General features: G+C 61.6%; 27 protein-coding genes. 4 read left to right on the top strand and 23 right to left on the bottom strand.

The window, feature by feature from the left end:
- Positions 1–14: 14 nt before the first annotated feature.
- On the bottom strand, positions 15–662 hold the full coding sequence (locus tag K6T64_RS10545) for a hypothetical protein (RefSeq protein ID WP_288010072.1): 648 nt from the start codon (positions 660–662) through the stop codon (positions 15–17).
- Positions 663–919: 257 nt separating this feature from the next.
- Between K6T64_RS10545 and K6T64_RS10540 the strand changes: the two genes are divergently transcribed.
- Positions 920–1,474, top strand: coding sequence for an RNA polymerase sigma factor (locus K6T64_RS10540; RefSeq protein WP_288010071.1), 555 nt, complete (start codon positions 920–922; stop codon positions 1,472–1,474).
- 70 nt (positions 1,475–1,544) lie between these two features.
- Here the strand turns inward: K6T64_RS10540 and fabZ are convergent, their stop codons facing one another.
- From fabZ to spoIID, 7 genes are all read right to left on the bottom strand, one after another.
- Positions 1,545–1,982, bottom strand: a complete 438-nt coding sequence (gene fabZ / locus K6T64_RS10535) for a 3-hydroxyacyl-ACP dehydratase FabZ (RefSeq protein WP_100668961.1) — start codon at positions 1,980–1,982, stop codon at positions 1,545–1,547.
- A 195-nt stretch (positions 1,983–2,177) separates the two neighbouring features.
- Positions 2,178–2,699, bottom strand: a complete 522-nt coding sequence (gene pgsA, locus K6T64_RS10530; RefSeq protein WP_100668962.1) for a CDP-diacylglycerol--glycerol-3-phosphate 3-phosphatidyltransferase — start codon at positions 2,697–2,699, stop codon at positions 2,178–2,180.
- Positions 2,700–2,793: 94 nt separating this feature from the next.
- Positions 2,794–3,591: a flagellar hook-basal body protein gene (locus K6T64_RS10525; protein ID WP_100668963.1), complete on the bottom strand. Its 798-nt coding sequence runs from the start codon at positions 3,589–3,591 to the stop codon at positions 2,794–2,796.
- Positions 3,592–3,663: 72 nt separating this feature from the next.
- Positions 3,664–4,485 (bottom strand): flagellar hook-basal body protein, encoded by an 822-nt coding sequence (locus K6T64_RS10520; RefSeq protein WP_288010067.1) that lies wholly within the window; start codon positions 4,483–4,485, stop codon positions 3,664–3,666.
- Positions 4,486–4,827: 342 nt separating this feature from the next.
- A complete protein-coding gene (gene spoIIID, locus K6T64_RS10515; RefSeq protein WP_100668965.1) occupies positions 4,828–5,115 on the bottom strand; it encodes a sporulation transcriptional regulator SpoIIID in 288 nt (95 codons plus the stop codon).
- 226 nt (positions 5,116–5,341) lie between these two features.
- A complete protein-coding gene (locus K6T64_RS10510; protein WP_288010066.1) occupies positions 5,342–6,139 on the bottom strand; it encodes a M23 family metallopeptidase in 798 nt (265 codons plus the stop codon).
- Between the two features lie 77 nt (positions 6,140–6,216).
- Entirely contained in the window at positions 6,217–7,206 is a 990-nt protein-coding gene (gene spoIID / locus K6T64_RS10505; RefSeq protein WP_288010065.1) for a stage II sporulation protein D, read from the bottom strand.
- Positions 7,207–7,420: 214 nt separating this feature from the next.
- On the opposite strand from spoIID, the gene K6T64_RS10500 reads away from it, so the two are divergent.
- Positions 7,421–8,326, top strand: a complete 906-nt coding sequence (locus K6T64_RS10500) for a methyl-accepting chemotaxis protein (protein WP_269153038.1) — start codon at positions 7,421–7,423, stop codon at positions 8,324–8,326.
- 152 nt (positions 8,327–8,478) lie between these two features.
- Positions 8,479–10,170 (top strand): hypothetical protein, encoded by a 1,692-nt coding sequence (locus tag K6T64_RS10495; RefSeq protein WP_288010063.1) that lies wholly within the window; start codon positions 8,479–8,481, stop codon positions 10,168–10,170.
- Between the two features lie 41 nt (positions 10,171–10,211).
- Here the strand turns inward: K6T64_RS10495 and murA are convergent, their stop codons facing one another.
- From murA to K6T64_RS10480, 3 genes are all read right to left on the bottom strand, one after another.
- Complete coding sequence (murA, locus tag K6T64_RS10490) at positions 10,212–11,474, bottom strand: UDP-N-acetylglucosamine 1-carboxyvinyltransferase (protein ID WP_170086653.1); 1,263 nt, start codon at positions 11,472–11,474, stop codon at positions 10,212–10,214.
- A gap of 17 nt (positions 11,475–11,491) precedes the next feature.
- Positions 11,492–12,247, bottom strand: coding sequence for a YwmB family TATA-box binding protein (locus K6T64_RS10485; protein ID WP_170086654.1), 756 nt, complete (start codon positions 12,245–12,247; stop codon positions 11,492–11,494).
- An 83-nt stretch (positions 12,248–12,330) separates the two neighbouring features.
- On the bottom strand, positions 12,331–12,582 hold the full coding sequence (locus K6T64_RS10480) for a DUF1146 family protein (protein ID WP_157935571.1): 252 nt from the start codon (positions 12,580–12,582) through the stop codon (positions 12,331–12,333).
- A 140-nt stretch (positions 12,583–12,722) separates the two neighbouring features.
- On the opposite strand from K6T64_RS10480, the gene K6T64_RS10475 reads away from it, so the two are divergent.
- Positions 12,723–12,857 (top strand): hypothetical protein, encoded by a 135-nt coding sequence (locus K6T64_RS10475; RefSeq protein WP_269153039.1) that lies wholly within the window; start codon positions 12,723–12,725, stop codon positions 12,855–12,857.
- A 62-nt stretch (positions 12,858–12,919) separates the two neighbouring features.
- Here K6T64_RS10475 and K6T64_RS10470 read toward each other — a convergent pair whose 3' ends face one another.
- Genes K6T64_RS10470 through K6T64_RS10415 form a run of 12 tightly spaced genes read right to left on the bottom strand, consistent with a single transcriptional unit; the run spans position 12,920 to position 24,257 of the window.
- A complete protein-coding gene (locus K6T64_RS10470) occupies positions 12,920–14,140 on the bottom strand; it encodes an MFS transporter (RefSeq protein ID WP_288010062.1) in 1,221 nt (406 codons plus the stop codon).
- Between the two features lie 12 nt (positions 14,141–14,152).
- The gene (locus K6T64_RS10465; RefSeq protein ID WP_100668975.1) at positions 14,153–15,643 is read right to left on the bottom strand and encodes an NADH-quinone oxidoreductase subunit N; all 1,491 of its coding nucleotides are present in this window, start codon (positions 15,641–15,643) and stop codon (positions 14,153–14,155) included.
- A gap of 6 nt (positions 15,644–15,649) precedes the next feature.
- Positions 15,650–17,167 carry a complex I subunit 4 family protein gene (locus tag K6T64_RS10460; RefSeq protein ID WP_288010061.1) on the bottom strand — a complete coding sequence of 506 codons (1,518 nt, stop codon included), beginning with the start codon at positions 17,165–17,167 and terminating at the stop codon, positions 15,650–15,652.
- A complete protein-coding gene (gene nuoL, locus K6T64_RS10455) occupies positions 17,167–19,059 on the bottom strand; it encodes an NADH-quinone oxidoreductase subunit L (protein WP_288010060.1) in 1,893 nt (630 codons plus the stop codon). Before nuoL ends, K6T64_RS10460 begins: the two co-directional genes overlap by 1 nt.
- Before the next feature lie 54 nt (positions 19,060–19,113).
- Positions 19,114–19,422: an NADH-quinone oxidoreductase subunit NuoK gene (gene nuoK, locus K6T64_RS10450; RefSeq protein WP_013077111.1), complete on the bottom strand. Its 309-nt coding sequence runs from the start codon at positions 19,420–19,422 to the stop codon at positions 19,114–19,116.
- A 3-nt stretch (positions 19,423–19,425) separates the two neighbouring features.
- Positions 19,426–19,956, bottom strand: a complete 531-nt coding sequence (locus K6T64_RS10445; RefSeq protein WP_232796659.1) for an NADH-quinone oxidoreductase subunit J — start codon at positions 19,954–19,956, stop codon at positions 19,426–19,428.
- The gene (locus K6T64_RS10440; RefSeq protein ID WP_100668979.1) at positions 19,949–20,413 is read right to left on the bottom strand and encodes a NuoI/complex I 23 kDa subunit family protein; all 465 of its coding nucleotides are present in this window, start codon (positions 20,411–20,413) and stop codon (positions 19,949–19,951) included. The genes K6T64_RS10445 and K6T64_RS10440 overlap by 8 nt, the downstream gene beginning before the upstream one ends.
- Positions 20,414–20,417: 4 nt before the next feature.
- On the bottom strand, positions 20,418–21,422 hold the full coding sequence (nuoH, locus tag K6T64_RS10435; RefSeq protein WP_170086661.1) for an NADH-quinone oxidoreductase subunit NuoH: 1,005 nt from the start codon (positions 21,420–21,422) through the stop codon (positions 20,418–20,420).
- Position 21,423: 1 nt separating this feature from the next.
- Positions 21,424–22,527: an NADH-quinone oxidoreductase subunit D gene (locus K6T64_RS10430; RefSeq protein ID WP_288010057.1), complete on the bottom strand. Its 1,104-nt coding sequence runs from the start codon at positions 22,525–22,527 to the stop codon at positions 21,424–21,426.
- A 13-nt stretch (positions 22,528–22,540) separates the two neighbouring features.
- Entirely contained in the window at positions 22,541–23,353 is an 813-nt protein-coding gene (locus K6T64_RS10425; RefSeq protein WP_170099964.1) for an NADH-quinone oxidoreductase subunit C, read from the bottom strand.
- Positions 23,350–23,895: a NuoB/complex I 20 kDa subunit family protein gene (locus K6T64_RS10420; RefSeq protein ID WP_407928409.1), complete on the bottom strand. Its 546-nt coding sequence runs from the start codon at positions 23,893–23,895 to the stop codon at positions 23,350–23,352. Before K6T64_RS10420 ends, K6T64_RS10425 begins: the two co-directional genes overlap by 4 nt.
- Entirely contained in the window at positions 23,892–24,257 is a 366-nt protein-coding gene (locus K6T64_RS10415; protein ID WP_100668983.1) for an NADH-quinone oxidoreductase subunit A, read from the bottom strand. Before K6T64_RS10415 ends, K6T64_RS10420 begins: the two co-directional genes overlap by 4 nt.
- Between the last annotated feature and the right edge of the window lie 31 nt (positions 24,258–24,288).

The raw sequence follows: 24,288 nt of genomic DNA, 5'->3' as shown, positions 1-24,288 counted from the left end.
CTTCGCATTTGTAACTATTTCCCATATCCATTCCCAATTTTCTTCGACCACCCCCTTGACATTTCACCACTGGGCTTATCGGGGGATTTCTCCGGCTCCAATTCCCCCGAAGGGTGAATCCGGCGAAGCTCCGCCGGCGGGACATGCTCCGTTCCACGGGGCCGCCCCAGCCAAATCGGCAACCGCCGTTCCACCATGCGCAGTTGATACAACCACTCGATGTGCCGGGCGCGATTCAACTGTTCCTCCACCGAGCGAAGCCTCTGCCTCAGAGAAATAATGCACCCGGCGACAATGAGTTCCGTGACCCCTTCCGCCGATACCTGAAGACCTTGAATACAGGAAAGATCAAAATACCCATAGACTTCATCTCCGGGGATGACGGCGGTGCGAACCTTGAGGGGCACCAGCAGAAATTGATCGTGGAGCGCCAGGGGCACCAGCAACTTTCTGGCCACCTCCCGGCCATAAATTTCGCGCACTTGTCGCAGATCCACCGCCAGGGAGGCGGCCAGACTCTTGAGCAGCCGGGAAGCGGAGGTGGGAAGGAGGTCGAATTCGCCATTCTTCCAGAGGACAAGGGTGACATCTCCCATTTGGTTGTAGACCGGCCAGAACGCCCCGAGTTCCCAGACCTCCCGACCCAAATCCAAAAACTGCATGTTCGATGAGACCCCCTTTACTTGAATGAAATATTATCAATAAAACCATAACGAAATACTCAATACTTGTCTAGCTATTAAGAGTGATTCGCCTCTTCATTATCCATTTTTAAAAAGTCATTCTTCACTTGTAAAAATTCCACGCCCTCTCCCCCGCCAAGTTGTGGAAACTGACAGCCTGACCCCGGGGATTGCGCGTTCTATCCTCAAGATGCGCGCAATATCCACCGGAGGCCTCCGGGGAAAGGACTGGACAGATGATTCCACCCATTCCACCGGATCTGCTGATCGAAGCCCGGGCCGGACGCCCGGCTGCTGTGGCTGAGCTCTGGCTTCACCTGCGGCCCCTGGCCGCCATGGTCGCAAGGAAATACCAAAACATCGATCGGGAAGACGCCGAAGGGGAAGCGGCCCTGATTTACCTTGAGGTGCTCCAGATATGGGATCCCGACCGCGGAGTGCCTTTCCCGGCTTTCTTCGCCCGAAAATTGCACCACCGGCTGTGGACCCTGGTGAGGCGGACATCTCGGGAGACGCAAAAACGGGCGAGCTCTGGAGGGCAAGCGGAAGATGGGGGACCCGGCGACATCTTTGCGCTGCTTCGGGACCCCCGATGGGCCGAGCCCTTTCTGGAGGCGGAAATCCGGCTGCTCCTGGCGGGACTCGCGCCCCGGGAACGCCGGGTTCTCGCCGGCCTCCTGAGCGGGCTGCCCTTGTCGGCACTGGCCAAACAAGAAGGGGTCACCCGCCAGAGCGTCACATATCACCTGCGTCGAGCCTTGAAAAAGTTGGGGCACGACTGGGGAAGATAAAAAAGAGGATAAAAGGGGCCTGAACACGCAGCGGGCCGGGCGGCCACCTGGGCGGCCCTCCGGCCCTCGCTCATTCCGCGGGGGGATCTCCCACTGCAAACATCAACTCACCCTCGGCCACAACCCGGTCTCCTACCAGGGCCCGGCCTTCGCCCTTGCCCACCGACCCTTTCAAGCGGGTCATCTGGACCTCCAGGCGCAGCTGATCCCCGGGCCGGACCTGCTGCCGGAACCGGAAGCGGTCGATCCCGGCAAAAAAGCCGATCTTCCCCCGATAAGCATCGGCGGAAAGGATCGCTACAGCACCGGTTTGGGCCAGGGCTTCCACGATCAACACGCCGGGCATCACAGCGTATTGGGGAAAATGCCCGACAAAAAACGGTTCGTTGACGGTGACGTTCTTGATCCCCACCGCCCGGACGCCGGGTTCCACCTCCAGAATGCAATCCACCAGCAAAAACGGCGGCCGGTGCGGCAGGATTTGTTGAATCTGCTCAGTATGAAGCAATGTGTGTCACCTCCAGGGGCTAGACGGAGAACCACCCATTCCCGAACATCCGGGGGCCTCGGCAGCGCATGAGGGGGGGCCAGCGGCCCACACTAGTCGTACCGCCCTCGCTTCCGCGGAACCGGGCGTTGACATAAAAAGCACCTTCCCTTTCCGGGGACGGTGCTCCGGTACATAATCCGGCCCGGCGGCGGATCATGCGGAGGATTGGTTCACTTCGCGAATCTTCGACAAATAAATAAAGCTTGTCAAAAACGAGAACCCCACCGTCAGCCACAACAGCTCCGTCATCACCGGCCACTCGAACAAAACCGCCACCACGGTGATGTAGTACAAAACGGTGGTCGCCTTTCCCCAAATCATCGCGGGAATGATCTTCTTGCCCCGGCGGTGGAGCACCCCGGCGCTGACGATCATCGCAACCTCCCGCAAGGCCAAAAGCCCGGCCATCCACCACTGCACCCGGCCGTCGACCACGAAGGAAACGAGAACCGCCACCATCATCAGCTTGTCCGCCAAGGGGTCCAGCATGATCCCCAGCTCCGTCACCTGGCGATGCCGCCTCGCCCAATACCCGTCGAGTACATCCGTCAGCCCGGCCATCATGAGCACTACCAAGGCGCCTTCCATATTCCAGGGCCGAGGCGAAAAAAACACGATTACATACACCGGGATGAGCATAAACCGGACGATGGTGAGGGCATTGGGTATGTTCACGGGGTGACCTCCTCGAAACAATCCAAACATCATTATACTGCCCCGTGACAGGCCCGGCAATGAAATTGCACCCCCAAAATCCCAAGTATCCCGGTTAGCCCCGCAGATTGTTCGCCATGCTCATCATCTGATCCGCGGTGAGCACCGCCCGGGCACTGAGGGCGTACAAGCGCTCCGCCTCCATGAGTTTGGTCATCACATCGGTGAGATCCACATTCGAGGCCTCCAGATACCCTTGCCGCAACCGTCCAAAGCGCAAAGGATCCGGGACGTCCGCCGGGGTGAGGGGGACCTCGGTGCCGGCGTCGTAAAGATTGTTCCCAGCCTTGATCAACCGCTGGGGGTGATCGAACACCACCCGACCGAGCACGGCAATATCCGTTGGCGTCCCTGCCACAGACCCTGTGATTCGCCCGTCCGGCCCAATGGCGAGGGTCGAGAGATCCACCCCGGTCAAATCGATGGGCGCTCCGTATTCATCCAGTACGACATGGCCGTCCGCCGTCACGAGAGTGGCTTGACCTGCGGGGTCCACCGACACTTGAAAAGACCCATCCCGGGTGTAGCGGATGCCCTCGGGCCCAGATACGACGAAAAATCCTTCCCCTTCCCAGGCGACGTCCAGCTTTCGCCCCGTCTCTTGCAGCGGCCCCTGGCTCCAGTCGGATACCCGGGCCGCCGCCCGAACCCCGCTTCCCACCGGCAGCCCCGGCGGCGTGTCCGGGGCGGGGATCCGAACCCCCGGAGCGTAATGAACGGCCAATAAATCTGAGAAGGCGAGATCCTCGCTTTTGTACCCCGTGGTGTTTATGTTTGCCGCATCGTTCGCCATGGCGTTCACCCAATGGCTCGCGGCGCTCATCCCCGATGCGCCGGTCCACAGCACCCTCATCCTCCGAACCCCCTTCTACGTTCTCCCGGTTCAACAGTTTTTGGCACGGAGCCATTACCCGTCCCGCGAAAATTACGCGTTTACCCGCCCGACCTGGTTGACCAGCTTGTCCATGCTCTGGTCCACGGTGTGAATGACCTTTTGGTTCGCCTCATAGGCTCGGACAACGTCGATCATCTGGACCATCGTCTGACCGGGGTCCACGTTCGACTGCTCCAAGAACCCTTGGCGCACCTGGGCGAACGAGGGAACCAACCCGCCCGCCGCGCCCGGTGTGAGCACATAGACGCCCGTGCCTTGTTTCTGGAGCGCGGCCACCGGCGCGTCCACCACCGCCAATCCTCCGAACACTTCCGCCCCGGTCCCATCGTAGGTGTGCACCGCCCCCGAAGCGTCCAACGCCACCGAGGAGCCCGGGATCACTTGACCGTTCGGCCCCGCCGCCAGCACCCGATATCCATCCCCGGTATACAACTGCCCGTTCGGCCCTTCGATAAACTGGCCGTCCCGGGTGAGCAGGATCTGTCCGTTTGGGCCTTCCACCGCAAAAAAAGCCTCCACCCCGCCGGGCCGGCTTTGCCTCCCCGGCGGATCGATCAAGGCAAAATCTTGATTGCGCTTCGTCTCCACCAAGGGGCCCGGCGTAAACCGGGGCGGCGCGTCCTCCATCGTCGCCCCCAGGTTGAGTGGCCCGACCCCGGGAGCGAGGGGGAGGGAGATGTCGGAGGCCGGGCTTCCCAGCCGGAGCAGGAACAAATCCCCAAAGGTTCGCAGGGAGGGCTCGTCCTGCTTGTACCCCGGCGTGGAGGCGTTGACGAGGTTATTCGCCACGATTTCCTCCCGGCGCTGCTGGGCGATCATCCCAGACGCCGCAATATAGAGGCCACGAATCATCCGCCGATTCCCCTTTCGTCCCGTATGTATCGCCTCGCTGCGAACACCTTGCTTCCTTAAGATGCGTCCGACGCTGGTGCGATTCCTGCCTGTCGTCGCAAACTTTCCCGCGGTTGCTGGCGGCAGATCCCGGGCGTGCACTCCGGACCGGAGTCCGCTCCGCAAAACCGGTGCGACTCAGTGACCAGGATGTGGGGGGCATCGTCATCCCGAGTCGCCGGAAACCTTTGTCAGCCTCGTCAGCCTTGTCCCGGGACCTGCGAACAGAAGTGGCGACGACGGCGGACGGATGCAAGGCAAGTCGTCCTGCCACTCCCGTTTTCGCCGGCATGGCCGGCGGTGTCACAACAGCGTGTTCACCATCGTCTGGGGGGATGAACTCTGGCCATTGCGGTATTTATTCTTCGTGGCCTCCCCGCCCCGCAGGTGCCGAATCGACTTATGATATTCCAGGATCTCTTTGACTCGGCTGGCCAACTCCGGGTTGATCTCCGGCAGGCGCTCGGTCAGATCTTTGTGCACGGTACTCTTGGATACGCCGAATTCTCGGGCGATCGTGCGCACGGTGTTGCGTGTCTCGACGATATACTCGCCGATTTTGATCGTGCGCTCGCGGATGTAATCGTGCACGCCCTTCGCCTCCCCACATCTCAAAATGTCTGATACATTCTATGCGGGGAGGGGGTTGCTATGCCTAAGCTGTCGACATCTGAAGCGCGATGGGGGGAAGACGGGCTCATGCCCACTCCCGGAGGTTGACAAACCCCCCGGGGGAGGTTCTCGCCCGGGACAAAGTCCGCACACAAAAAAAGGGAAGCGACCTCGGCGGCCGCCCCCGCAATTCCCCGGCTCCGGGTTACGGAGTTCCGGGTTTGGGAAGCAAGGTTTCCGGATTCACATCTTGACCGTCTTTCTTGATCTCCAAATGCACGTGGTTCTTGTCCGCCGCTTCGAACTTGTTGAGACCCGAGGTGCCGATGGGTTGCCCCTGGGTCACCGATTCGCCGGGTTTGACGGACACATCCGCAAGGGATGCGTAGTACAGCGTATACCCGTTATCTGCCGCTATCTCCACCACTTTACCCATCAGCGGGTCATCTTCCACCTTGCTGACCTTCCCCGCCGCAGCGGCCAGAACTTGGAACGGCTTTCCGTTCTGGGCCGAAAGGTCAATACCGTGATGCGGATAGTAGCTGTTGTCGAATTTCACCAGTGCCGCCGCCTGGGCGTCTTTGCTGAGGGTGTCGTCAAAATTCTTCATCGAAACGCTGACCTGGGCGGAAGGATCTGCCGGCCAGATGAACCCCGGCTGCGCTCCCACGGGAACTGCCGGAGGATTGTTGTTGTCAAGGGCAGTGGAGTTCGGCGCCGGCACCGGCGTCTCATGGGCAAAAGGCCAGACCTGGGCAGTTTTGGCGTACATGAGGGCGATGATTAGGACGGCGGCCGTCAAATAAATGGCTGGGTAGAACCACCGTGTCCGCAGAATATTTCGCCACGTACGTTCCCCAGGGCCGACCGGCGTCCCCTCGGCGGCCATCCTCTCCCCGGGTTCCGCCTGCCCACCCACCGGGGCGGCCGATTCCTGACCCTTGTCGGGCTCGCCCGGTTCCGTATCCCGGGAATGCTCAAAATGCGGGTCTTCTTGTTTCACCTTCATCACCTCAGTAGGCCATTCTCGCCGGGGATGAGGTGAAATATACCAAGCGAGCCCAGGAATTTATGAGATTTTTAAGGGTTCGGCCTTTTGGCCGCCGCCAGAACCAAGGTTTTGGACCAAGGCACCACTTGGGTCCCTCGATAGTAGTACTGTAAAATTTCCTCCGCCGTTTTCCCCTGCCGCGCCAGGGCTTCGGCGCCGTACTGGCTCATGCCGACCCCGTGGCCGTAGCCCGTCGTTCGAAAGGTCACCTCGCCGCCGGAAATCGTCCAGGTGAAGGATGTGGAATTGAGCCCCAGGGCGGTGCGAAAATCATTGCCGCTCACCACCCGGTCCCCGACGCGGAGTTGGGTGATGCGATGGGTTGGGCTCTCCCCGAGGACTTGAATCAAGGAGCCTCCTGGGGTGGCGGGCACGGCTGTCAGGTGTAAAGCCGCCGCCAAGTCTTTAATGGACACCGTTTTCGTGTCCTGAAATCGCGGGGCCACCGAGGCGTCCCAGGGAGATGGGACCGACTGAAGATAGGGGAGGTTTTTTCCCCACACCTCCTGGGCGCTGGCCGTATAGCCGTTGCTCGTGGAGAAAAAGGTCGCGTCAATGGGCTGGCCCCCGTAAACGAGGATTTGGCCCGCCGTTCCCCTCACCGCTTGCTGGATGCGGTCGAATTTGGCCGTAAACTGCGATCCCCACCGGCGGCGAAGATCGTCGGGAGAAAGAAACGCTTGATCCCGGGTATGGTCGTCGGTAATATCCGCCCCTCCGGTGGCCCGGCCGGGATGGGCCAGGATCCGGACGGCGTTTGTGCGGGCGGCCACGGCCTGGGCTTTCAGCGCCTCCATGTGAAAATTCGCCGGCATTTCTGCCGCGACGACCCCGGCGACATAGTCTTCCAGGGGCATTGGAGTCACCGAATGGGTCGCGGCCCGGTACACGCGGATCACCGGCCCGGGATCAGCCGCGGGGAGGGCGGCCGGCCCCGGGCGGAGGGCGATCACGGCGGCCGTCGGGACGAGAAAGGCGAGGATCACAGGCAGCAGGGCTGTCCAAGAAAAGCGCTTCAATAACATTCACTCCCTTGCCGTCCAGGCGCAAACGGGGCAACTTGGTTGGCCGTGGGTCAAGAGGGCAATTCGCACCAGGCGGTTCATGTTGGTTTTTATGCATTCGGCACCGGGACTATACCACCGCGAGCGTGGGGCCCTGAGGGTTGCGCCCAGGCACATGAAGAGGATTCTGCTTCTCAGCTGATGAAGGTTATGGGAGGAGGTGAAGGAAGTGGGGATTTTGGAATCTGTCATGGCGGCAGCGCCCGTGATTCAACAGTTGCAACGCCAGGCGTCCATGTTGACCATGACCGACAGGGAAAAATTCATCGCGATTTGTCCACATCCGGATCTGCCGATTCCGATCCAGGTCGGAGATCCCCTGGAACGGTATCCGGGGACGGCGATCTACCGAGCCGTGCAGACCCAGCAGCGGGTGGCGGCCCGGATCGACAAGGAGTTGTTCGGATTTTCTTACTACGCCGTGGCCGTGCCGCTGTTTGAGTCCGGGGAGTTCGTCGGGGCCGTGGCGTTGAATGTGTTGACCACCCGGGAGGATGAGCTGCGCACGCAAGCGCACGAACTTTCTGCACTTGTCGAACAATTGTCCGCCAATGCGGAATCGTTGTCCCGTTCCGCGGCGGAGGTGGCTTCGGCCAATGACGACATGAGCCAGCACGCCGCTTTGGCCCAGGAGCGGATCCAGCTGACTTCCGGGGTGCTCTCGTTTATCCACGAAGTCGCGGCCCAGTCGAACCTCTTGGGGCTCAACGCCGCCATTGAAGCGGCCCGGGCGGGAGAATCCGGCCGGGGCTTTGCCGTGGTCGCCGACGAGATCCGGCGCCTGGCCCAACGCAGTCAGTCCGCCTCCAAAGAGATTGAGGACAGCCTGTCCCAGATCCGCGCCGCCGTGGAGCGCATGGTCACAGACATTCAGACCTCCAGTCAGTACACCGAATCCCAAGCCAGTGCCGCCGAAGAGCTGGCCGCATCCCTGGGGCAGATCGCCCGGGCGGCGGAGACTGTGGCCAGGCTTTCCCAAGGGGAAGGCAACGATGCGCGTCTCGCTTCCGCGGGGACGGCCGTTGCGGCAGAATCGGCCCCGTCCCAGGAGGGGGCCGGCTCACCGAGTTCATAAAAATCCCGGACCAGGTGAACACTAGCGCTAACTGTCATCAGTGGGAGTGTTCGCCTATGTCGCTCCAGTGGAACGCTGTCTGTCGGCACCCGTTCTCTCCCGCCCCCTCCCCGCGTCGGTCAAGGGGCCACTGGGCGGGATGGGTGCTTTTCTTGTGCCTCGTCGGAGGGGTGTTCCCGGCTTTGTCCCCAGATGCCGAAGCGGTGGGACGTGTCGAGGCACAAAAGCCCCAGAGGCCGTTGGTGTCGGTCATCCGGGAAGGGGCCGTCTGGGTGCTGCAGGCGGAAGGTCGGTTCGCGCCAGTTCCCAAAACTGAAGGGGCAGACCGGGCGATTTTTTCACCCGACGGCCGGTTTCTCGCCGTTCACAGATCCGAGGGCTCCCTGTGGCTGACCACCCCGGACGGCAGGAAAGGATGGCTCCTGGCCAAGGATCGAGTGAGTCCCGATATGGCCTGGTCGCCTACGGGCGGACGGCTTGGCTACATTCGTTCCGGGGCTTTGTGGGTGATCCCCTGCGGTCCGGAAGGCCCCAGCGATTGGAGCCTGGCCGCCCCGGAAGCGGAACGGTTTGCTTGGAGCTCCGATGGCAACCGGCTCTACGTGGCCACCCCGGCTTGGTCCGTCCCGGCCCCGCCGAAGCCCACAACCCCCATCGCTCCCCGGAAGCCTGAAAGCTCACCCGGGCGGCCCGGCCCCGATGCGGGCACCCGGGACGCCGAGCAAAAACCGGGAGACTCCCCGGGAAAAGGCGGGCATGAGGCGTCGGCAGCAACAACGAATGGCATCTCGCCCTCTCCGGCCCTCGGCGAGGCCGCGGGACCCACAGGAACGCCGGTCAGGCGACAGGCGGTTCGCATCCTGGAAGTGAAGTGGCGGGGAGGAACACCCAAGGTATGGGGAGAACTGCCATTGCGAATGGTCGAGGATCACCAGGAATCCACGGCTGTGCGGCATAAACTGCATGAGCCGAAGAGAGCGGAAGGGGTTCGCGTGTACAACGATCAAACGCCTTCTGCGGCTCAAGGATCCCAGGCACCCGGCCGGTCCGGGTGGCCGGTCTGGGGGGTGGAGGGGATCTATCCGTCCCCGGGTGGTGAAGCGGTGGCTTTGGTGGTGCGGGATGCCCCGGATTCCCGCCGGGCTCTCCACCGGGGCCTCATCAGCTTTACCGGCCGATCCGCGATTCCCCTTGTGGTCTGGCAGGCGCGACTGGGCTCCCCCCTCGAATTCGCGGGTTGGACCATACAGGATCGACGCCTGTGGATCGGTTTTTTGACGGATCGTCGTCGAGAATCCGGGCATCGAACAGAGAGCCGTTCTGAAGCCTTTGGGGGGGAATTCCTGGTTTGGAAGCTGCCTGAAGGAGCGGTTTCGTCGGTGGACCGACCCGTCATCCTGACGCCGGAAACGGCAACGGACCGCCGGGCGTCGTCGGATCCCCAGGCTCAGGGGTGGTTGGTGGTTCGCGCTTTTGCCCATCCGTGGATCCAGGAGCGATGGAGGCCGGCCTCCTTGTGGGCCGTTCGCCCGGACGGCCGGGCCATTCAACTGAGCCATCCGCTTTTCGGAGCGGAAGATCTGGCCGGGTGGTGGGGACCCGGTGAACAGTGGGTGGGGTTGCGAAAGGCGTGGGGCCACGCCAGGCTCTGGTGGTCTTCCCGGCCCCTTGGCCGCACCGAGGTGCTGGTGGACGGCCTGGGCCGGGACGTTGCCCCTGGGGTCGTTGATATCGGCTTTGTCCATCCCGGGCCGGATACAGGCACCTGGGTGACCGCGGGCGCAGGGCATCCGCGCCCCACCGGCCGGACGGGCGCGGAGAAAGGAGCTCTGGGCCCCGGGTGATACCGGTGATGATGCCGGTGCCCCCGGCTCTTCCAGCGCCGTCACTCCACCCGCTTGATCGTCGCCCTGAGGGCGTGGAGTTTCCCGACGATATCTACGTATCCTCGGTCGATGTGGTGGACGCCGTGCACTTCTGTTTCCCCTTCAGCAGCCAGGCCTGCTAACAGCAGGGCGGCACCCGCCCGCAGGTCTGTCGAATTCACCCGTGCGCCGGTGAGTTTTGGCACCCCTTCGATCACCGCAGTCCGCCCTTCCACCCGGATGTCCGCCCCCATGCGCTGGAGTTCGGCCACGTGCATGAAGCGGTTCTCAAACACCGTTTCCGTGACCATGCTGGTCCCGGGAATGATCGTGAGCAGCGCCATGATCTGCGCCTGCATGTCTGTCGGGAAACCGGGATAATAATGCGTTTTGATGTCCAGGGCACGCTGTCCGGGGCCCCCCGCCACAAAAATCCCGTTCACATCATCCTCGACGTGAACCCCGGTTTCTTTGAGCTTCGCCAGCAAGGGCTTCAAGTGCGTGCTGATGGCGCCCTCGACATAGATCTCCCCGCCGGTAATGGCACCGGCCAACAAAAAGGTGCCGGCTTCGATTCGATCGGGGATGACCGTGTGCTCCACCCCCCGCAACCGATCCACGCCCTCCACCCGAATGACGTCCGTGCCGGCCCCCCGGACCCGGCCGCCCATTTTGTTGATAAAATTGGCCAGATCAACAATCTCCGGTTCTTTGGCCGCATTCTCGATGATCGTCAGCCCGTCTGCCAGGGCGGCCGCCATCATGATGTTTTGGGTCGCTCCAACACTTGGGATGTCGAGATACACCCGATTGCCCCGCAGGCGACCCCGGGGAGCCCGGGCCTCGACATAACCGTGCTCCACGGTGACTTCGGCGCCCAGGGCTTCGAATCCCTTGATATGCTGATCCACCGGCCTGGCCCCGATGGCGCACCCGCCGGGCAGGGCCACCCGGGCATGTCCAAATCGGGCGAGGAGCGGACCCATCACAACAAAGGAGGCGCGCATCCGGCGAACCAACTCGTAAGGAGCTTCCGTGTGGGAAACCTCCTCGGCATTGAGCCGGACCACGCCTCCAGGCTCGCGCTGGACATCGACCCCAAGCGCCTGGATCATGTCACACATGCAATCGACGTCCCGGAGGAACGGTACATCTTCAACCACGCACCGGCCCTCCACGGCCAACAGCGACGCCGCCAGAATGGGAAGGGAGGCGTTTTTCGCCCCGCTTACCCGGACCGTCCCCTTGAGGGGTCGACCGCCTTGCACGAGAATGGTCGCCAATGGTTGTTACCTCCGTCCTAATACTCCACGGTGACGATCGGAGTCCCCACCACTACCCGGGTCTTGTTCTCGTACGCGTCATCGTGTACAGCGATCTGCAAATTCATCTTTTTGCTGCCCGTCAGTATGTAGTCTTTCGTTTGGGGGGAATAGGCAGAGACGCTGGTCACCTGAGGCGAGCGCAGGGCTTCGACCTCCTTGGCCCGGACCGAAGCCAACGCCTGAGCAATCCGGTTTTGGCGCTCTGTCTCGCTCATTCTAACACTGAGGCTTCCGTATAGACAAGAGTCAATTCGAGGCATCTGGCCGGCGGATTCAACCGTCTGTTTGACCCGGTCGTAGGCCGCCGCCAGGCCGTCGGTGCCCGGTCCGGTATGCTCAACCCGGAGCACCAGGGTCGTGTCCGGCTGGGAGTCCGTTTTGAGGGACGTGAGGACCAGCACGCCCGAGGTGCCGCCCGGCCACCAGCCCTGGAGCTGGAAGACCCGCTGATCGCCTTGGTCGTAAACCCACTCCCGGGTGTCGCGAAGTTGCAAGGTGGTATTGAGTTTTGCCGCCATTCGTTTCAATTGATCGGTGGACATCAGTTCATGATTCAGGATGGACCAATGATGAACCCCGTATCCTTCCACCCGGGCGCCGGTGGCCGCAAACGCTTTCTCCAAGAACGCCGTGGGAGCCACCGACTGCGCCATGGTGAACTGGCCGGTATACAAGGAAATCCACGCCATCACCGCACAAACCGCCAAACCCAGAAAACCGATTTTTCGCATAATGGCTTCCCCTCCCTTATCCACAGTGTGGACGGGAGGCGGGGATTTTATAGCCAATCGGCCTGAAGAAAGAGCCGCTCCAGTCAACCGGTAAACAGATTTTTCAGCATACGCCAGGCGAACATATAGGCACTGATGAATTGGACGAGTGTCCAGGCCAGGGCGATGGCGAGAAGCAACCGCAGCACCTTTGCCTGGGGACTGCCGCCGTCTTTCAGGAAAATCCCCCATTTCACCTGGCCTAAAGCATACCAGGCGATGACCAGGGCAAAAAGAAGAAGCAATACGGCCAGGGCGCCCGAGGCTCCGGGCGAAGGCAAAAGATCCAAGGGCATACCGGCACTCCCCCTCTCGTGGGCGGTGGAATCGGCCCATTTTCTGTCCTCCGGCCAGGTGTCCCTTACGTCAGCCAGCAAAGGAGCATTGATTATATACGGGTACTCCCCAAAAACTGAAGGAACGAGGAGGAAGCGCAATGTACGGTGTCTTTGGTCCTGCCACCCGCTGGGCCGTCGTGTTCCTGATCATTTTTGTCCTGTTCTTCCTGATTGTGCCCCACGGCTACGGCGCCGCGGGGGGCGGTGCTGCGGCGCAGGCTGTCGCCTACTGAAAAGTGGCAGCGATGGGACGCGGGAGCTCCGGACCTCAGTCCGGGGCTCTCGCCATTTTTCTCTAGTGGTGGGGTTTTGTCGCCGGTCGGCCCCGGGGCGAGAGGGGCCGGTCTTCAGGTAGCCACCAGGCGAGCACTGCGGCCAGCAGGGGCAGAACCGCGAGGATCTCGATGGCCGTGGTGATGCCAAACCGGTCGGCCACATACCCCGCCAAGGAGGCGCCGACGCCCCCCATGCCCACCGCCAAACCGATCATCAGCCCGGACACGAGGCCGATGCGCCCAGGCATGAGCTCCTGGCCAAAGACGACGGTGACCGCGAAGGTGGACAGGACGATAAAGCCCAGGAGCACGACGTCCACCGCCGCCCATATGCCGTGGGCATAGGGCAGAACCAGGGAAAAGGGAATGGCCCCGGCCATGGAGATGAGGATCAACCGGCGCTTCCCGATGCGGTCCGACAGGGGGCCGCCGATAAAAGTCCCCAACGCCCCGGCCAGAAGGAACAGGGCGGTGTAGACCTCCGCCACGGAGGTGGACAGACCCCGGACGTTCACGTAGTACAAGGGCAGAAAACCGGACAGCCCGGCCTGCATCCACGATCGAAAGGTCACGACCACGAGCAGAAGAACGACCGCCCAGGCCGCACCCGTCCCGCCCGCGGTGCGCACCACCCGGGGGGCTTTGACCTTGGCCTTGGCCCCGTACCAAGGCACGATGGTCGCCAGCGCCCCGGCGGCGAGCATCGCCGGCACCAGCAGCCAAACGCTGCCATGAAGGCCGGTGTGGACAAACAAGAGACTCACGACCAGAGGGGCGATGGCCTGCCCGGCATTGCCCCCCACCTGGAAAATTGACTGGGCAGTGCCCTTCTGAACCCCGGCCGCCAGGTGGGCCGCCCGGCTGGCCTCGGGGTGAAACGCGGCCGAGCCCGCGCCGAGCAGCGCCACCAGAACCAACAACCATCCGTAACTCGGCGCGAACCCCATGGCCGCCGCACCGGCACCCACGACGAACTCCCCGGCGGGGAGCAGCCATGCCTTGGGGTGCCGATCCGTCCAGGCGCCAATGATCGGTTGCACCATCGAGGACGTCACGTTGGCGACAAGGACGAGCACGCCCAGCTCGATATAACTCAGTCCGAGGTGGCTTTGAAATAACGGCAGCAATGAAGGGACCAGGGTGGTCATGGTGTCGTTCAGGAAGTGGCCCAGGGATACGATCCACAAGGCCTTCCACACCGGCTGCCTAGCCAACGACTGTTCTGCGGTGCTTGGTTCCACCCTCCATCCCCCCTATTGCCCAAACCAATTCAAACTCGGCAGGCTGTGCATCATCACCCCCGGTGCCACCCCAAGACCGATGGTCCCGACCAGGGCGATAGCCACCACCAAGGCGACGGTGGCCGGCGTCCCCCACAGCTCGGGCGGCCCGTAGGGTTCTTGAAGATACATGCGCCTGATTAAGCCAAAATAGTAAGCGAAGGCCATCACGCTGGTGAGAAACATCAGCCCCGCCAGCCAGTAGTACCCGGTGTTGATCGCCCCGAGAGCGATGAAAAATTTGCCCGTGAATCCCGACGTCAAGGGCATCCCGGCCATGGCCGTGAGAAAAACGGTCATCGCCCCGGCCAAAAGCGGGGACCGGCGAAAGAGCCCGGTAAAGGCGTCCACATCCTCCGACCGGGCGTGGTGCGCCACGACGGTGAGGACCGCAAAAGCGCCCGCCGTCATCAGGGCGTAGGCGGCGAGATAAAAGTAGAGCGCCGATACGCCCTGGAGCAAATTGCCGCCGTGATAGGCCCCCGTCAATGCGGCGAAGGGAACCAGCAGGTACCCGGCTTGCCCAATGCTTGAATAAGCGAGCATCCGCTTGACGTTGCGCTGGACGATGGCGAGAAGATTCCCCACCACCATGGTAACCGCCGCGATGCCGATCCACAGCCCGCCCCATTCTGGAAAATGGCTGGCAAACCCGTAGAGAAACACCCGGATCAGCATGGCAAAGCCCGCCGCCTTCGATGCTGCGGCCAGGAAGGCGGTGATCGGCGTCGGGGCCCCTTCGTATACATCCGGCGCCCACATGTGGAAAGGCACCACTGAGATTTTGACCGAGAATCCCACCAGCATCAAAAGCATCCCGATCACCACAATGGCCCGGTAGCTGTCCCAGGCCAGGTACAGGGCGTACCCCGCTTCGGCGAGGTTCGTGGTGCCGGTGACGCCGTAGATGTAAGACATACCGAAAAGCACACAGGCAGTGGCAATAGCCCCGAGGACCAGGTATTTCATCGCTCCTTCGGCCGATTTCGAGGTCTTCCGGACGCCCACCAATATATAGGAAGAAACCGAAAGAATCTCTAACCCCACGAAGAGGGTGACCAAATCCACCGACGAAGCCATGACCATGGCTCCCACCGTCGCGAAGAGCAACAGGTACGTATATTCTCCCCGGGCCACGTCAATCTGGCCGTGCTCATCCACGGACAGGAGCAGAATCAAAAACGTGATGCCGATAAACAACAGCTTGAAGACGAGGGCGTAATCGTCGAGCACATAGCTCCCGGGCCCCAAGGACGCCGTTTGGCCAAAGCGGCGAAGGACGAGCACACCCGCCCAGGCCAGAGCGACGACCCCGAGACCGTTGGCGACAGTCGCCCTCTTCACACCGGGCGGCAAAATCGCATCAAGGAGCATAAGAACGAACCCTCCGGCGATCAGCACGATCTCCGGCCCCATGACCCACCAGACTTGACTCCAAGTTAACCCTTGCAGTATCGTCGACATCCCCCATCACCCCCCGATTCCCGCAGCCAGGGCAGCCAAAGTGCCACCTGCGGTCTGGCCGATCACCGCGGGGAATACGCCGACGCCGATAACGGCGATCAGCAGCAGAACCATTGGGAGCACTTCACCCGGCGTCCCGTCCCGAAGGCCTTCCTTGGTCGCGGGGGTCGGACCGAAGGTGGTGCGCTGAATGGCCCACAACAGGTACACCGCCGCCAGGAGGATCCCGATGATGCCGAAAGCGGAAAGTCGCGGGAACACCGAAAAGGATCCGCTAAAAGAGAGAATCTCTCCCACGAACTGGCCCATTCCCGGCAGCCCCAGGGAGCCGAGCGCCCCCGTCAACAACAGCCCGGAGACGTAAGGCATGGGCTTGGACAGCCCGCCCAGGGCCGCCATCTCCACGGTGCCCGCCCGCTCTCCGATAATGCCGACCCCGGCGAAAAGCAGTGCCGTGAGCAACCCGGAGGAGACCGCCACAAACAAAGCCCCCTGGAGGCCCGCTGGCGTCATGGAAGCTGCGGCCAAAAGAAAGACGCCCATGTGGCTGATGGTCGTATAAGCCAGGAGCCGCCGCCAGTCCCCTTGGACAAAGGCGATGAGTCCGGCCCACAGAATGTTGATGACGCCGATCACCGCCACCAGCAGGGCGTACCGGGCCACCATGGCGGGCATCATCCCCCCGGCCACCCGGAGAAATAAGTACGCGCCGGTCTTCACCACCACGCCGCCGAGCAGCATATTGACCGCCGCCGGAGCTTGACTGTGTACAAAGGGGAGCCACGTGTGAAAAGGCACCAAGGCCTCTTCCACCAGGATAGCGGCAAACAGCAACAAGAACAACGCTCCGGCCACCGGCGCCAGCCCGGCCGCCGCTCCGCCGCTGTGAAGCTGCTGGGTGAGGGAGGTGATGTCAAAGGTCATGCCTCCGCCAACTTTCCCGGACAGGTAGGCAATCCCAAAAAACGCCACCACCAGGCCGATACTGGACATCCCCCGGTATATCAGAAATTTCGTCGCCGCCTTTTTCCGCTCCTCCCCACCCCAGATCCCGATCAAAAAGTACATCGGCACCAGGGTGAGTTCCAGGAAGAAAAAGAGCAGGAACAGATCCGTGGCGGCGAACACCCCGTACAAGGCGGCCAGGAGGATCATGAGCCAACCGTAATACTCGTTGGCCCGGGTGCGGACACCTTTGGAGGCCCACGCCGCAGCAAATCCGACCACCCCGGTGAGGGCGAGAAGGGGCAGGGAGAGCCCGTCCGCTCCAAAGCCCAAAGTCACCTGTACCGGCATGTCCGCCAGAGCATCGCCGATGGTGAACCAGGTTTTAGTGAAGGCAAACTGCACGCCTCCCGCCGCCGGATCATACCCCAGATAGACCACCCCAACCAGCGCGGCTGAGATGAGACTTCCCAGGAGCGCCGCAGCCCGGGGTATGGACGAATTGTTTTTCGGAGCGAGCCAACTGGTGAGACCGGCTGCCAGCGGGATGAGAACGATCCACAACACGGCCGCATGCATCAGGAATGCACCCCCCACAACAACGACCAAGACACGGCGATGAGAGCGACGATCCCGAGCAGGGTAATCAGCCCATAGGTCTGAACTTGACCGGTCTGGATTCGACGCAGGCCTGATGAGGCCGCCTTAGTGCCGCCCCCGATCACGGTGACGATCCCGTCGATGATCCACCGGTCCACCCAGTCGAACACCCGGCCAAGGCCAAAAACCGGGCGGACAATCACCACCTGATACAACTCGTCAAAATAGAATTTGTGAAAAGACAGGTTGTAAAGGGGGGACAACGCCCGGCTCCATGCTTTGGCGGAAACCGACTTCTTTCCGTACATCAGCCAGGCCAAACCGATTCCCAGCAGGCCCACCACCGTGGATAAAGCCATAACCCCCGGACCCGCCGACACCGCCATGGCCCCAGTCGGTTCCCCGAGGAATCGCTCCAAAGGAAAACCCGCAAAAGGCGCGCCAACCACCCCGGCCCCCAGGGCCATCAGGGCGAGAATCATCAAAGGCAGCGTCATAACCCACCCGCTCTCCCGGGGAATCCGCTCGCCCCGGTAGCGGCCGGTGAAGGTCAGGAAGAACACCCGGAAGATGTAGAAGGCAGTAAAAAACGCCGCCACGGTGCCAAGGACGTAGAGCACCGGCTGTCCCGCCGCCAGGGTCGCGGCCAGGATGTCATCCTTGGACCAGAACCCCGCGAAGGGAGGTATGCCGGACAAAGCCAAGGCACCGAACAGGAAGGTCCAGGCCGTCATCGGCATCCGCCGCCAGAGCCCGCCCATCTTGTCGAGATCTTGGGTGTCCACGGCGTGGATGACACTTCCCGCCGCCAGGAACAAGAGCGCCTTGAAAAAGGCGTGAGTGAAAAGGTGGAAAACGCCGGCGGTATAGGCCGCCACCCCCAGCCCCATCATCATGTACCCCAGCTGGCTGATGGTGGAATAAGCGATGACCCGCTTGATGTCCCGCTGGGTCAGGCCGATGGCCGCCCCGAGAATTGCGGTGATCCCCCCGATATACGCCACCACGTGCAAAGCAGCCGGTGAAAAGGCGAACAAGGGAAACGCCCGGGCCACCAGGTACACCCCGGCCGCCACCATGGTCGCCGCGTGAATGAGGGCCGACACCGGGGTGGGGCCTTCCATGGCGTCCGGCAGCCAGACGTGGAGGGGGAACTGGGCGGATTTTCCCACGGCTCCGAAGAAAATCAATAAGGCTCCCAAGGTCGCCATGCCCTGGGCGCTGATCCAGCCGACCTGGAGATTCCCGGACTGGACGGCTCGGGCAATGTCTTCGTAATCAAAGGATCCCGTAGCCAGATACAGCAGGATGATCCCCGCCAGGAGCCCGACATCGCCGAGACGGGTGACGACAAAAGATTTTTTCGCCGCCGCCGCGGCCTCCGGCTTGTAGTACCAGAAGCCCACCAGCAGATACGAGCACAGCCCGACCAGCTCCCAAAACACGTACAGCTGAAGGAAATTCGGTGAGATCACCAGGCCGAGCATCGAGAAGACAAAGAGCAACAGGTACTGATAAAACACCCCGAACCGGGGATCGCCGTGCATATATCCCCTGGAGAACAGCAGGACCAGGGTGCTGACAAAGCTGACGACCACGAGCATCAAAGCGTTCAGCGGGTTGACCTCGAACCCCACGTGCCAGGTATGGGCCGGCCCCGGTCCGAAGGTCAGCCAGTTCCAGAGGTACGGCGGTTGTCCACCTCCCCGGGCCACGTCGCCAAAAATCATCAGCGAAAGGACCAGGGAGATCAGGGTGGCCACCACGCCGATACTCGCAGCGACCCCCTCGTGCACCCGGCGCCCCATGGCGAGAAGCAGAAGGTACCCGATCAAGGGGACAGCGGGCACGAGCCAGGCATGCGCGATCATACCATCACCCTTTTCCCGTCGGTGTTATCGGCAGCTCCCTATTAATGGATGGAGTCACCATTTCATCAGGTTCATGTCCCGCACGTCGCTGCTGTTGCGGTTGCGGTACAGGGCGATCAAGATGGCCAAGCCCACGGCCACTTCCGCCGCTGCTACGGTCATGCTGAACAGACCGAACACCTGCCCGGCCACATTGGCACTGGCCCCGAGGCGGGAAAAGGCGATCAGGTTCAGGTTGGCGGCGTTGAGCATCAGCTCGATGGACAACAGGACGATGATGATGTTGCGCTTGGTCAGCGCCCCGTACAGCCCGATACAAAACAGAATCGCCGCCAAAGCCAGAAAGGATCCGATCGGCGCCATCCGCTAGTCCCCCTTTCTCGCCAGGATCACCGCGCCCACAAGGGCCACGGTGAGCAGCACCGACACCAGTTCAAAAGGCACCACGTAGCTGGTGAAAAGCGTCTCCGCCAAGGCGGTGACGCTGTTTCGGGCCGGCCACGGGGGCTGGGCCGGGGCTGCCGGCCAGGTCGTGGTGCGGATCGCCCAAAGCATCGCGGCACCCAAGGCCACCGCCCCCAAACCCGCCAACCATTGCCGCAGGCCAGCCCGTTCCTCTTCCTCCACTTCATCGTGCCGGGTCAACATGATGGCAAAGAGCATCAAGATCGTGATGGCCCCGGCGTAAATCAGGATTTGGGCAAAAGCGAGAAAATCCGCCCCGAGCAGGACGTACATGCCCGCCATGCCCAGGAATACGAGGCCAATGGACAAGGCCATGTACATGACCTTGCGGAATTGCAGCAGCATCACCGCCGCCAACACGACGACGACGGCAAGCACGAAAAAGGCCACCGTCTGCCCGGTCCAGGCGAGCCCGCCAAACCAGTTAGTCACGGCCCTCACCCGCTTTCCCGACCAGGGCGGCAGGGCGCTCGGCTTCCTGAAGCTCTTTCGCCCCGTCGTGGCGGAGATAGTTCTCATGCAGCCATTCCATATTCTTGTACAACTGATCCCGGCTGTAGGCGGCCAGCTCGAACTCGTCGGTCATCTTGATCGCCTCGGTGGGACACACCTCGGTACACAGGTCGCAGAGAATACAGATTTCGAAGCTGATATCGAAAGTGTCCAGGTGCAGTTTCCGATCTTCGCCCCGGGTCCCGGACAACGAGATGCAGCTCGTCGGGCAGATGCGGGCGCACTGCCCACAGACGATACACCGCTCGACGCTGAGCTGGTGAATCCCCCGGAAGCGTTCGGGCCACTGGGGCCGGACGTCGGGATACTGCAGGGTCACCTTCTTTTTTGGCAGTTGGCTGATGGTAACCGCCAAGCCCTTGAGAAAGCCGAACATGATCTCACCCCGCGTTCACCCAATATTTAATGACGCTGGTCAAAACGATGTTGACGAGCGCCAGGGGCAAGAGAAACTTCCAACTGAAGCTCATCAACTGGTCGACCCGGATCCGGGGCATGGTCGCCCGAAGCCAGAAGAAGAAAAAGACGAAGGCCATCACTTTGATGGCGAACCACAGCCACCCGGGGAGAATTGGACCCGACCAGCCGCCGAGGAACAAAGTGGCCCCGAGGGTGGAGATGGCGAACACATACATATACTCCGCGAGCATGTAAAAGGCGAACCGAAACCCGGAGTATTCGGTATGATACCCCGCCACAAGTTCGGATTCCGCCTCCGGCAGATCGAAGGGCGTTCGGTTGAGCTCCGCCGTGGCCGCGACAATAAACACGCAGAAGCCCAGGAACTGCGGCACGATGTACCACATGAACCGCTGCTGGGCTGTAACGATATCGGCGATGTTGAGAGATCCGGCCAAAAGGATGACCCCCAGCAGAGACATCCCCAGGGGGATCTCATAGCTGATCATCTGGGCGGCAGAGCGCATTCCACCGAGAAGAGAGTACTTGTTGTTGGACGCCCAACCGCCCAGCATAATGCCGACGATGGTGATGGACGACAGAGCGAGATAATAGAGCAGCGCCACGGCGAGATCCGCGGTAAACACATGGCTCGCCGACCAGGGAATGGCGGCCACGACCACAAAGCTCGGGATAAAGGCGATGATCGGCGCGATGAGAAAAAGCGGTTTGTCCGCCTCTCTCGGCACGATGTCCTCTTTGATCAAAAGCTTCAGGATGTCGGCAAAGGACTGAAAGAGCCCCAGGGGCCCCACCCGGTTCGGCCCGATCCGCAGCTGCATCCACCCGATGACCTTCCGTTCGAAATAGATCATGTAGGCCACCACCAGCAGACAAAACAGCAGGACGATCACGCCGCCGACGATCATTTTGAGCACCGTTCCGGCGGTTAGGGCTTGGTTGACCCAATCGAAGAAGGCGATCATATCAACAATCCACCTCCCCGAGGACGATATCCACCGCGCCCAGTATCGCGATCAGATTGGCCATGTTCTGCCCTTTGAGCAACGAAGGCAGCAACTGCAGATTCACAAAAGAGGGCCGGCGGAATTTCAGCCGGTAAGGTTTATCCTTTCCATCGCTGACAAAATACACCCCGAGCTCGCCCCGGGCCCCCTCGATGCCGCTGTAGTACTCACCGGCGGGAGGCCGAACGAATTTCGGTGCTTTGCCCATCACCGGACCGTCGGGAATCTGCTCGCAGGCTTGCTCCACAATGCGAAGGGATTGCTCCATCTCCCGCAGATGCAAGATGTACCGGTCATAACAATCGCCGTTCTCGCCCACGGGAATGTCGAACTCGAAACGGTCGTAGACAGAATAGGGCCGATTTTTTCGAAGATCCCATTTCAGTCCGGTACAACGCAAATTCACTCCGGACAACGAGTAGGCGATGGCCGTGTCCGCATCATAGGCGCCGATGCCCCGGACGCGGTTGAGAAAGATCTCGTTGCCGGTGATCAGGTCGTCGAGCATTTTCAAGCTTTCCCGCATGTGGGGCACAAACTCCCGCACCTTGTCGATCCAGCCCGGGGGCGCATCCCACTTCACACCGCCGATCCTCATATAATTGTAAGTTAACCTCGCCCCGCTGATCTCGTTGAACAGCTGCACGATCCGCTCCCGGTCTTGAAATGCATACAAAAAGGGACTCATAGCCCCGAGGTCGAGCAGATACGTGCCGATAAAGAGCAAGTGCGAGGCGATGCGGTTGAGCTCCATGACGATGACCCGGAGGTACTCCGCCCGCTCGGGAATCTCCAGGTCCATGGCCTCCTCGACGGCGTGGACCAGGGCGTAATTATTGAGCATCGCCGCCAAATAATCCATGCGGTCGGTGTAGGGAATGATCTGGGTGTATTGCAGATCCTCCGCCAATTTTTCCGTCCCCCGGTGCAGGTAACCGATCACCGGAGCCGCATCGACGATCGTTTCGCCGTCCAGTTTTACGACCACCCGAAGCACCCCGTGGGTGGATGGGTGCTGGGGGCCGACATTCATCAGCATTTCTTCCGTTCGCGTTTCCGCCATTGTTCACCCCACCTCAATCAAACGGGGAATAATCCTTGCGCAGCGGATGACCGTGCCAATCGTCGGGCATCATGATCCGCCGCAAATCTGGATGGTCGGCAAAGGTCACGCCGAGCAGGTCATAGATTTCCCGCTCATCCCAATTCGCTCCCGGGAATACCGGGACCAAAGAGGGAACCACCGGCGCTTCCCGGGGCGCACGGACTTTGATTCCCACCATGGTGGCTTCGGGAATCCGAGTCAGAAAGGCTGTCACCTCTATGTAGCCTTCCTTTGGGTAATCCGTGCCGGCGATGGCCTCCAAATAACGAAAGCCAAGTCCGTCCCCCTCCTTGAGATAAGCCGCCACCTCTCGCCAGGATTCCCTTTTGATGAGGAGCATAGGAGTGAATTTTTTCACTTCCCCTGCCTCAACCGCATCGGGATAGCGTTCCTGAATCCGCCCGAGCACGTCCTCCAACAGGGCTTTCGCCGGAGCTTCTCGGGGGTCCGGAGGCTTTGGAGCCGCCGGTTTTTTGCCGGCCGCCTTCGCTGCGGGTTTCGCCCCTTCCGGCTTGGCCGCGCCACCGTCTGCACCCGCGGGTTTCGCCCCGGGGTGTCCCCCCGTGGGCGGCACCGTCCGGGGAGCATCGACGCTCTCCGCCACCGCCTCGCTGGAGGCGGCGTTCTTCTCGCCCCCGCGGCTCGGAGGTACTCGGCCCTCCCCTTGGATATCCGGAGGCCCGGCCTCTGTCCCTTCAGCCTGCCCCCGCTCCCCGGGGCTCGCATCCTTCGGCTGCGATTCTTTCCGACCCGAATCCTGCTCCTCCCGTCTGTCCTCGGTCATGCCCGCCCCACCTTTCTCCTCGCCTCCATGCGAATCTTCTCCTGCAGTTTGTTCAACCCGTAGATCAGAGCAGGCGGCGAGGGGGGGCAACCCGGGATGTACACATCCACGGGAACCACTTGGTCGACGCCCTTCATCACGGCGTAGGAACGTACGTAGGGCCCGCCCGCCGTGGCGCAGCTGCCCATGGCCACGACCCATTTTGGATCCGGCATTTGGTCGTAAAGCCGGCGGAGAAGCGGTCCCATCTTCTTGGTCACCGTTCCGGCGACGATCATGACGTCGGACTGCCGAGGCGAGGCGCGAAAGATAATGCCGAATCGGTCAAGATCATAATGGGACGCCCCGGTTCCCATCATCTCGATGGCGCAGCAGGCCAACCCAAAGGTAAGGGGCCACAGGGAGTTCGCCCGGGCCCAGGCTTTCAACTGTTCGATGGTGCTGACCAGCACCCCCGCACGGGTGAGTTCGGCGGATTCCTCGTCACTGAAACCTTCGAATTCCACCCGGCCCGCCGGCCGCGAGCCCGGTACCGGATTCATTTCCATTCCAGCACCTTCTTTCGCCAGGCGTACACCAGGCCGATGACCAACATGGCCATAAAAATCAGCGCCTCCACCAACCCGAATAAACCGAGTTCGTGAAACGCCACCGCCCAAGGGTACAAGAAAAGGATTTCGACATCGAATACCACAAATAAAAGGGCAAAGAGGTAATAACGCGCGTGATATTGCACCCGCGCGTCCCCCACCGGCTCCACGCCGCTCTCATAGGGCTCCAGCTTCTCCCGGAACGGATGAGTGGGCCGAAGCCACTTGCCCAGCGTCAAGGCCCCCACCGGAAGGGCGATGGCGAGAACGATGAAAATCACGACAAACAGATACGAATTCCAGTACGCCGTCACGGGCAACCCTCCCGCCTTCGGCTCGGCGGCT

It is taken from the genome of Kyrpidia sp. (assembly GCF_023512215.1).
GTDB lineage: Bacteria > Bacillota > Bacilli > Kyrpidiales > Kyrpidiaceae > Kyrpidia > Kyrpidia spormannii.
Note: the sequence above shows the minus strand (reverse complement) of the source record. Positions and strands in the feature narration are given on the sequence as shown.

Excerpts from the sequence above, each read along its gene's own strand:
- K6T64_RS10525 (WP_100668963.1), bottom strand. The coding sequence starts at position 3,591 with ATGAGGGTGCTGTGGACCGGCGCATCGGGGATGAGCGCCGCGAGCCAT.
- K6T64_RS10545 (WP_288010072.1), bottom strand. The coding sequence starts at position 662 with ATGCAGTTTTTGGATTTGGGTCGGGAGGTCTGGGAACTCGGGGCGTTC.
- K6T64_RS10520 (WP_288010067.1), bottom strand. The coding sequence starts at position 4,485 with ATGATTCGTGGCCTCTATATTGCGGCGTCTGGGATGATCGCCCAGCAG.
- K6T64_RS10480 (WP_157935571.1), bottom strand. The coding sequence starts at position 12,582 with ATGCCCTTGGATCTTTTGCCTTCGCCCGGAGCCTCGGGCGCCCTGGCC.
- K6T64_RS10465 (WP_100668975.1), bottom strand. The coding sequence starts at position 15,643 with ATGTCGACGATACTGCAAGGGTTAACTTGGAGTCAAGTCTGGTGGGTC.
- K6T64_RS10425 (WP_170099964.1), bottom strand. The coding sequence starts at position 23,353 with ATGACCGAGGACAGACGGGAGGAGCAGGATTCGGGTCGGAAAGAATCG.
- K6T64_RS10440 (WP_100668979.1), bottom strand. The coding sequence starts at position 20,413 with ATGTTCGGCTTTCTCAAGGGCTTGGCGGTTACCATCAGCCAACTGCCA.
- K6T64_RS10430 (WP_288010057.1), bottom strand. The coding sequence starts at position 22,527 with ATGGCGGAAACGCGAACGGAAGAAATGCTGATGAATGTCGGCCCCCAG.
- K6T64_RS10460 (WP_288010061.1), bottom strand. The coding sequence starts at position 17,167 with ATGCATGCGGCCGTGTTGTGGATCGTTCTCATCCCGCTGGCAGCCGGT.
- nuoL (WP_288010060.1), bottom strand. The coding sequence starts at position 19,059 with ATGATCGCGCATGCCTGGCTCGTGCCCGCTGTCCCCTTGATCGGGTAC.
- K6T64_RS10540 (WP_288010071.1), top strand. The coding sequence starts at position 920 with ATGATTCCACCCATTCCACCGGATCTGCTGATCGAAGCCCGGGCCGGA.
- K6T64_RS10485 (WP_170086654.1), bottom strand. The coding sequence starts at position 12,247 with ATGCGAAAAATCGGTTTTCTGGGTTTGGCGGTTTGTGCGGTGATGGCG.
- K6T64_RS10475 (WP_269153039.1), top strand. The coding sequence starts at position 12,723 with ATGTACGGTGTCTTTGGTCCTGCCACCCGCTGGGCCGTCGTGTTCCTG.
- K6T64_RS10420 (WP_407928409.1), bottom strand. The coding sequence starts at position 23,895 with ATGAATCCGGTACCGGGCTCGCGGCCGGCGGGCCGGGTGGAATTCGAA.
- nuoH (WP_170086661.1), bottom strand. The coding sequence starts at position 21,422 with ATGATCGCCTTCTTCGATTGGGTCAACCAAGCCCTAACCGCCGGAACG.
- nuoK (WP_013077111.1), bottom strand. The coding sequence starts at position 19,422 with ATGGCGCCGATCGGATCCTTTCTGGCTTTGGCGGCGATTCTGTTTTGT.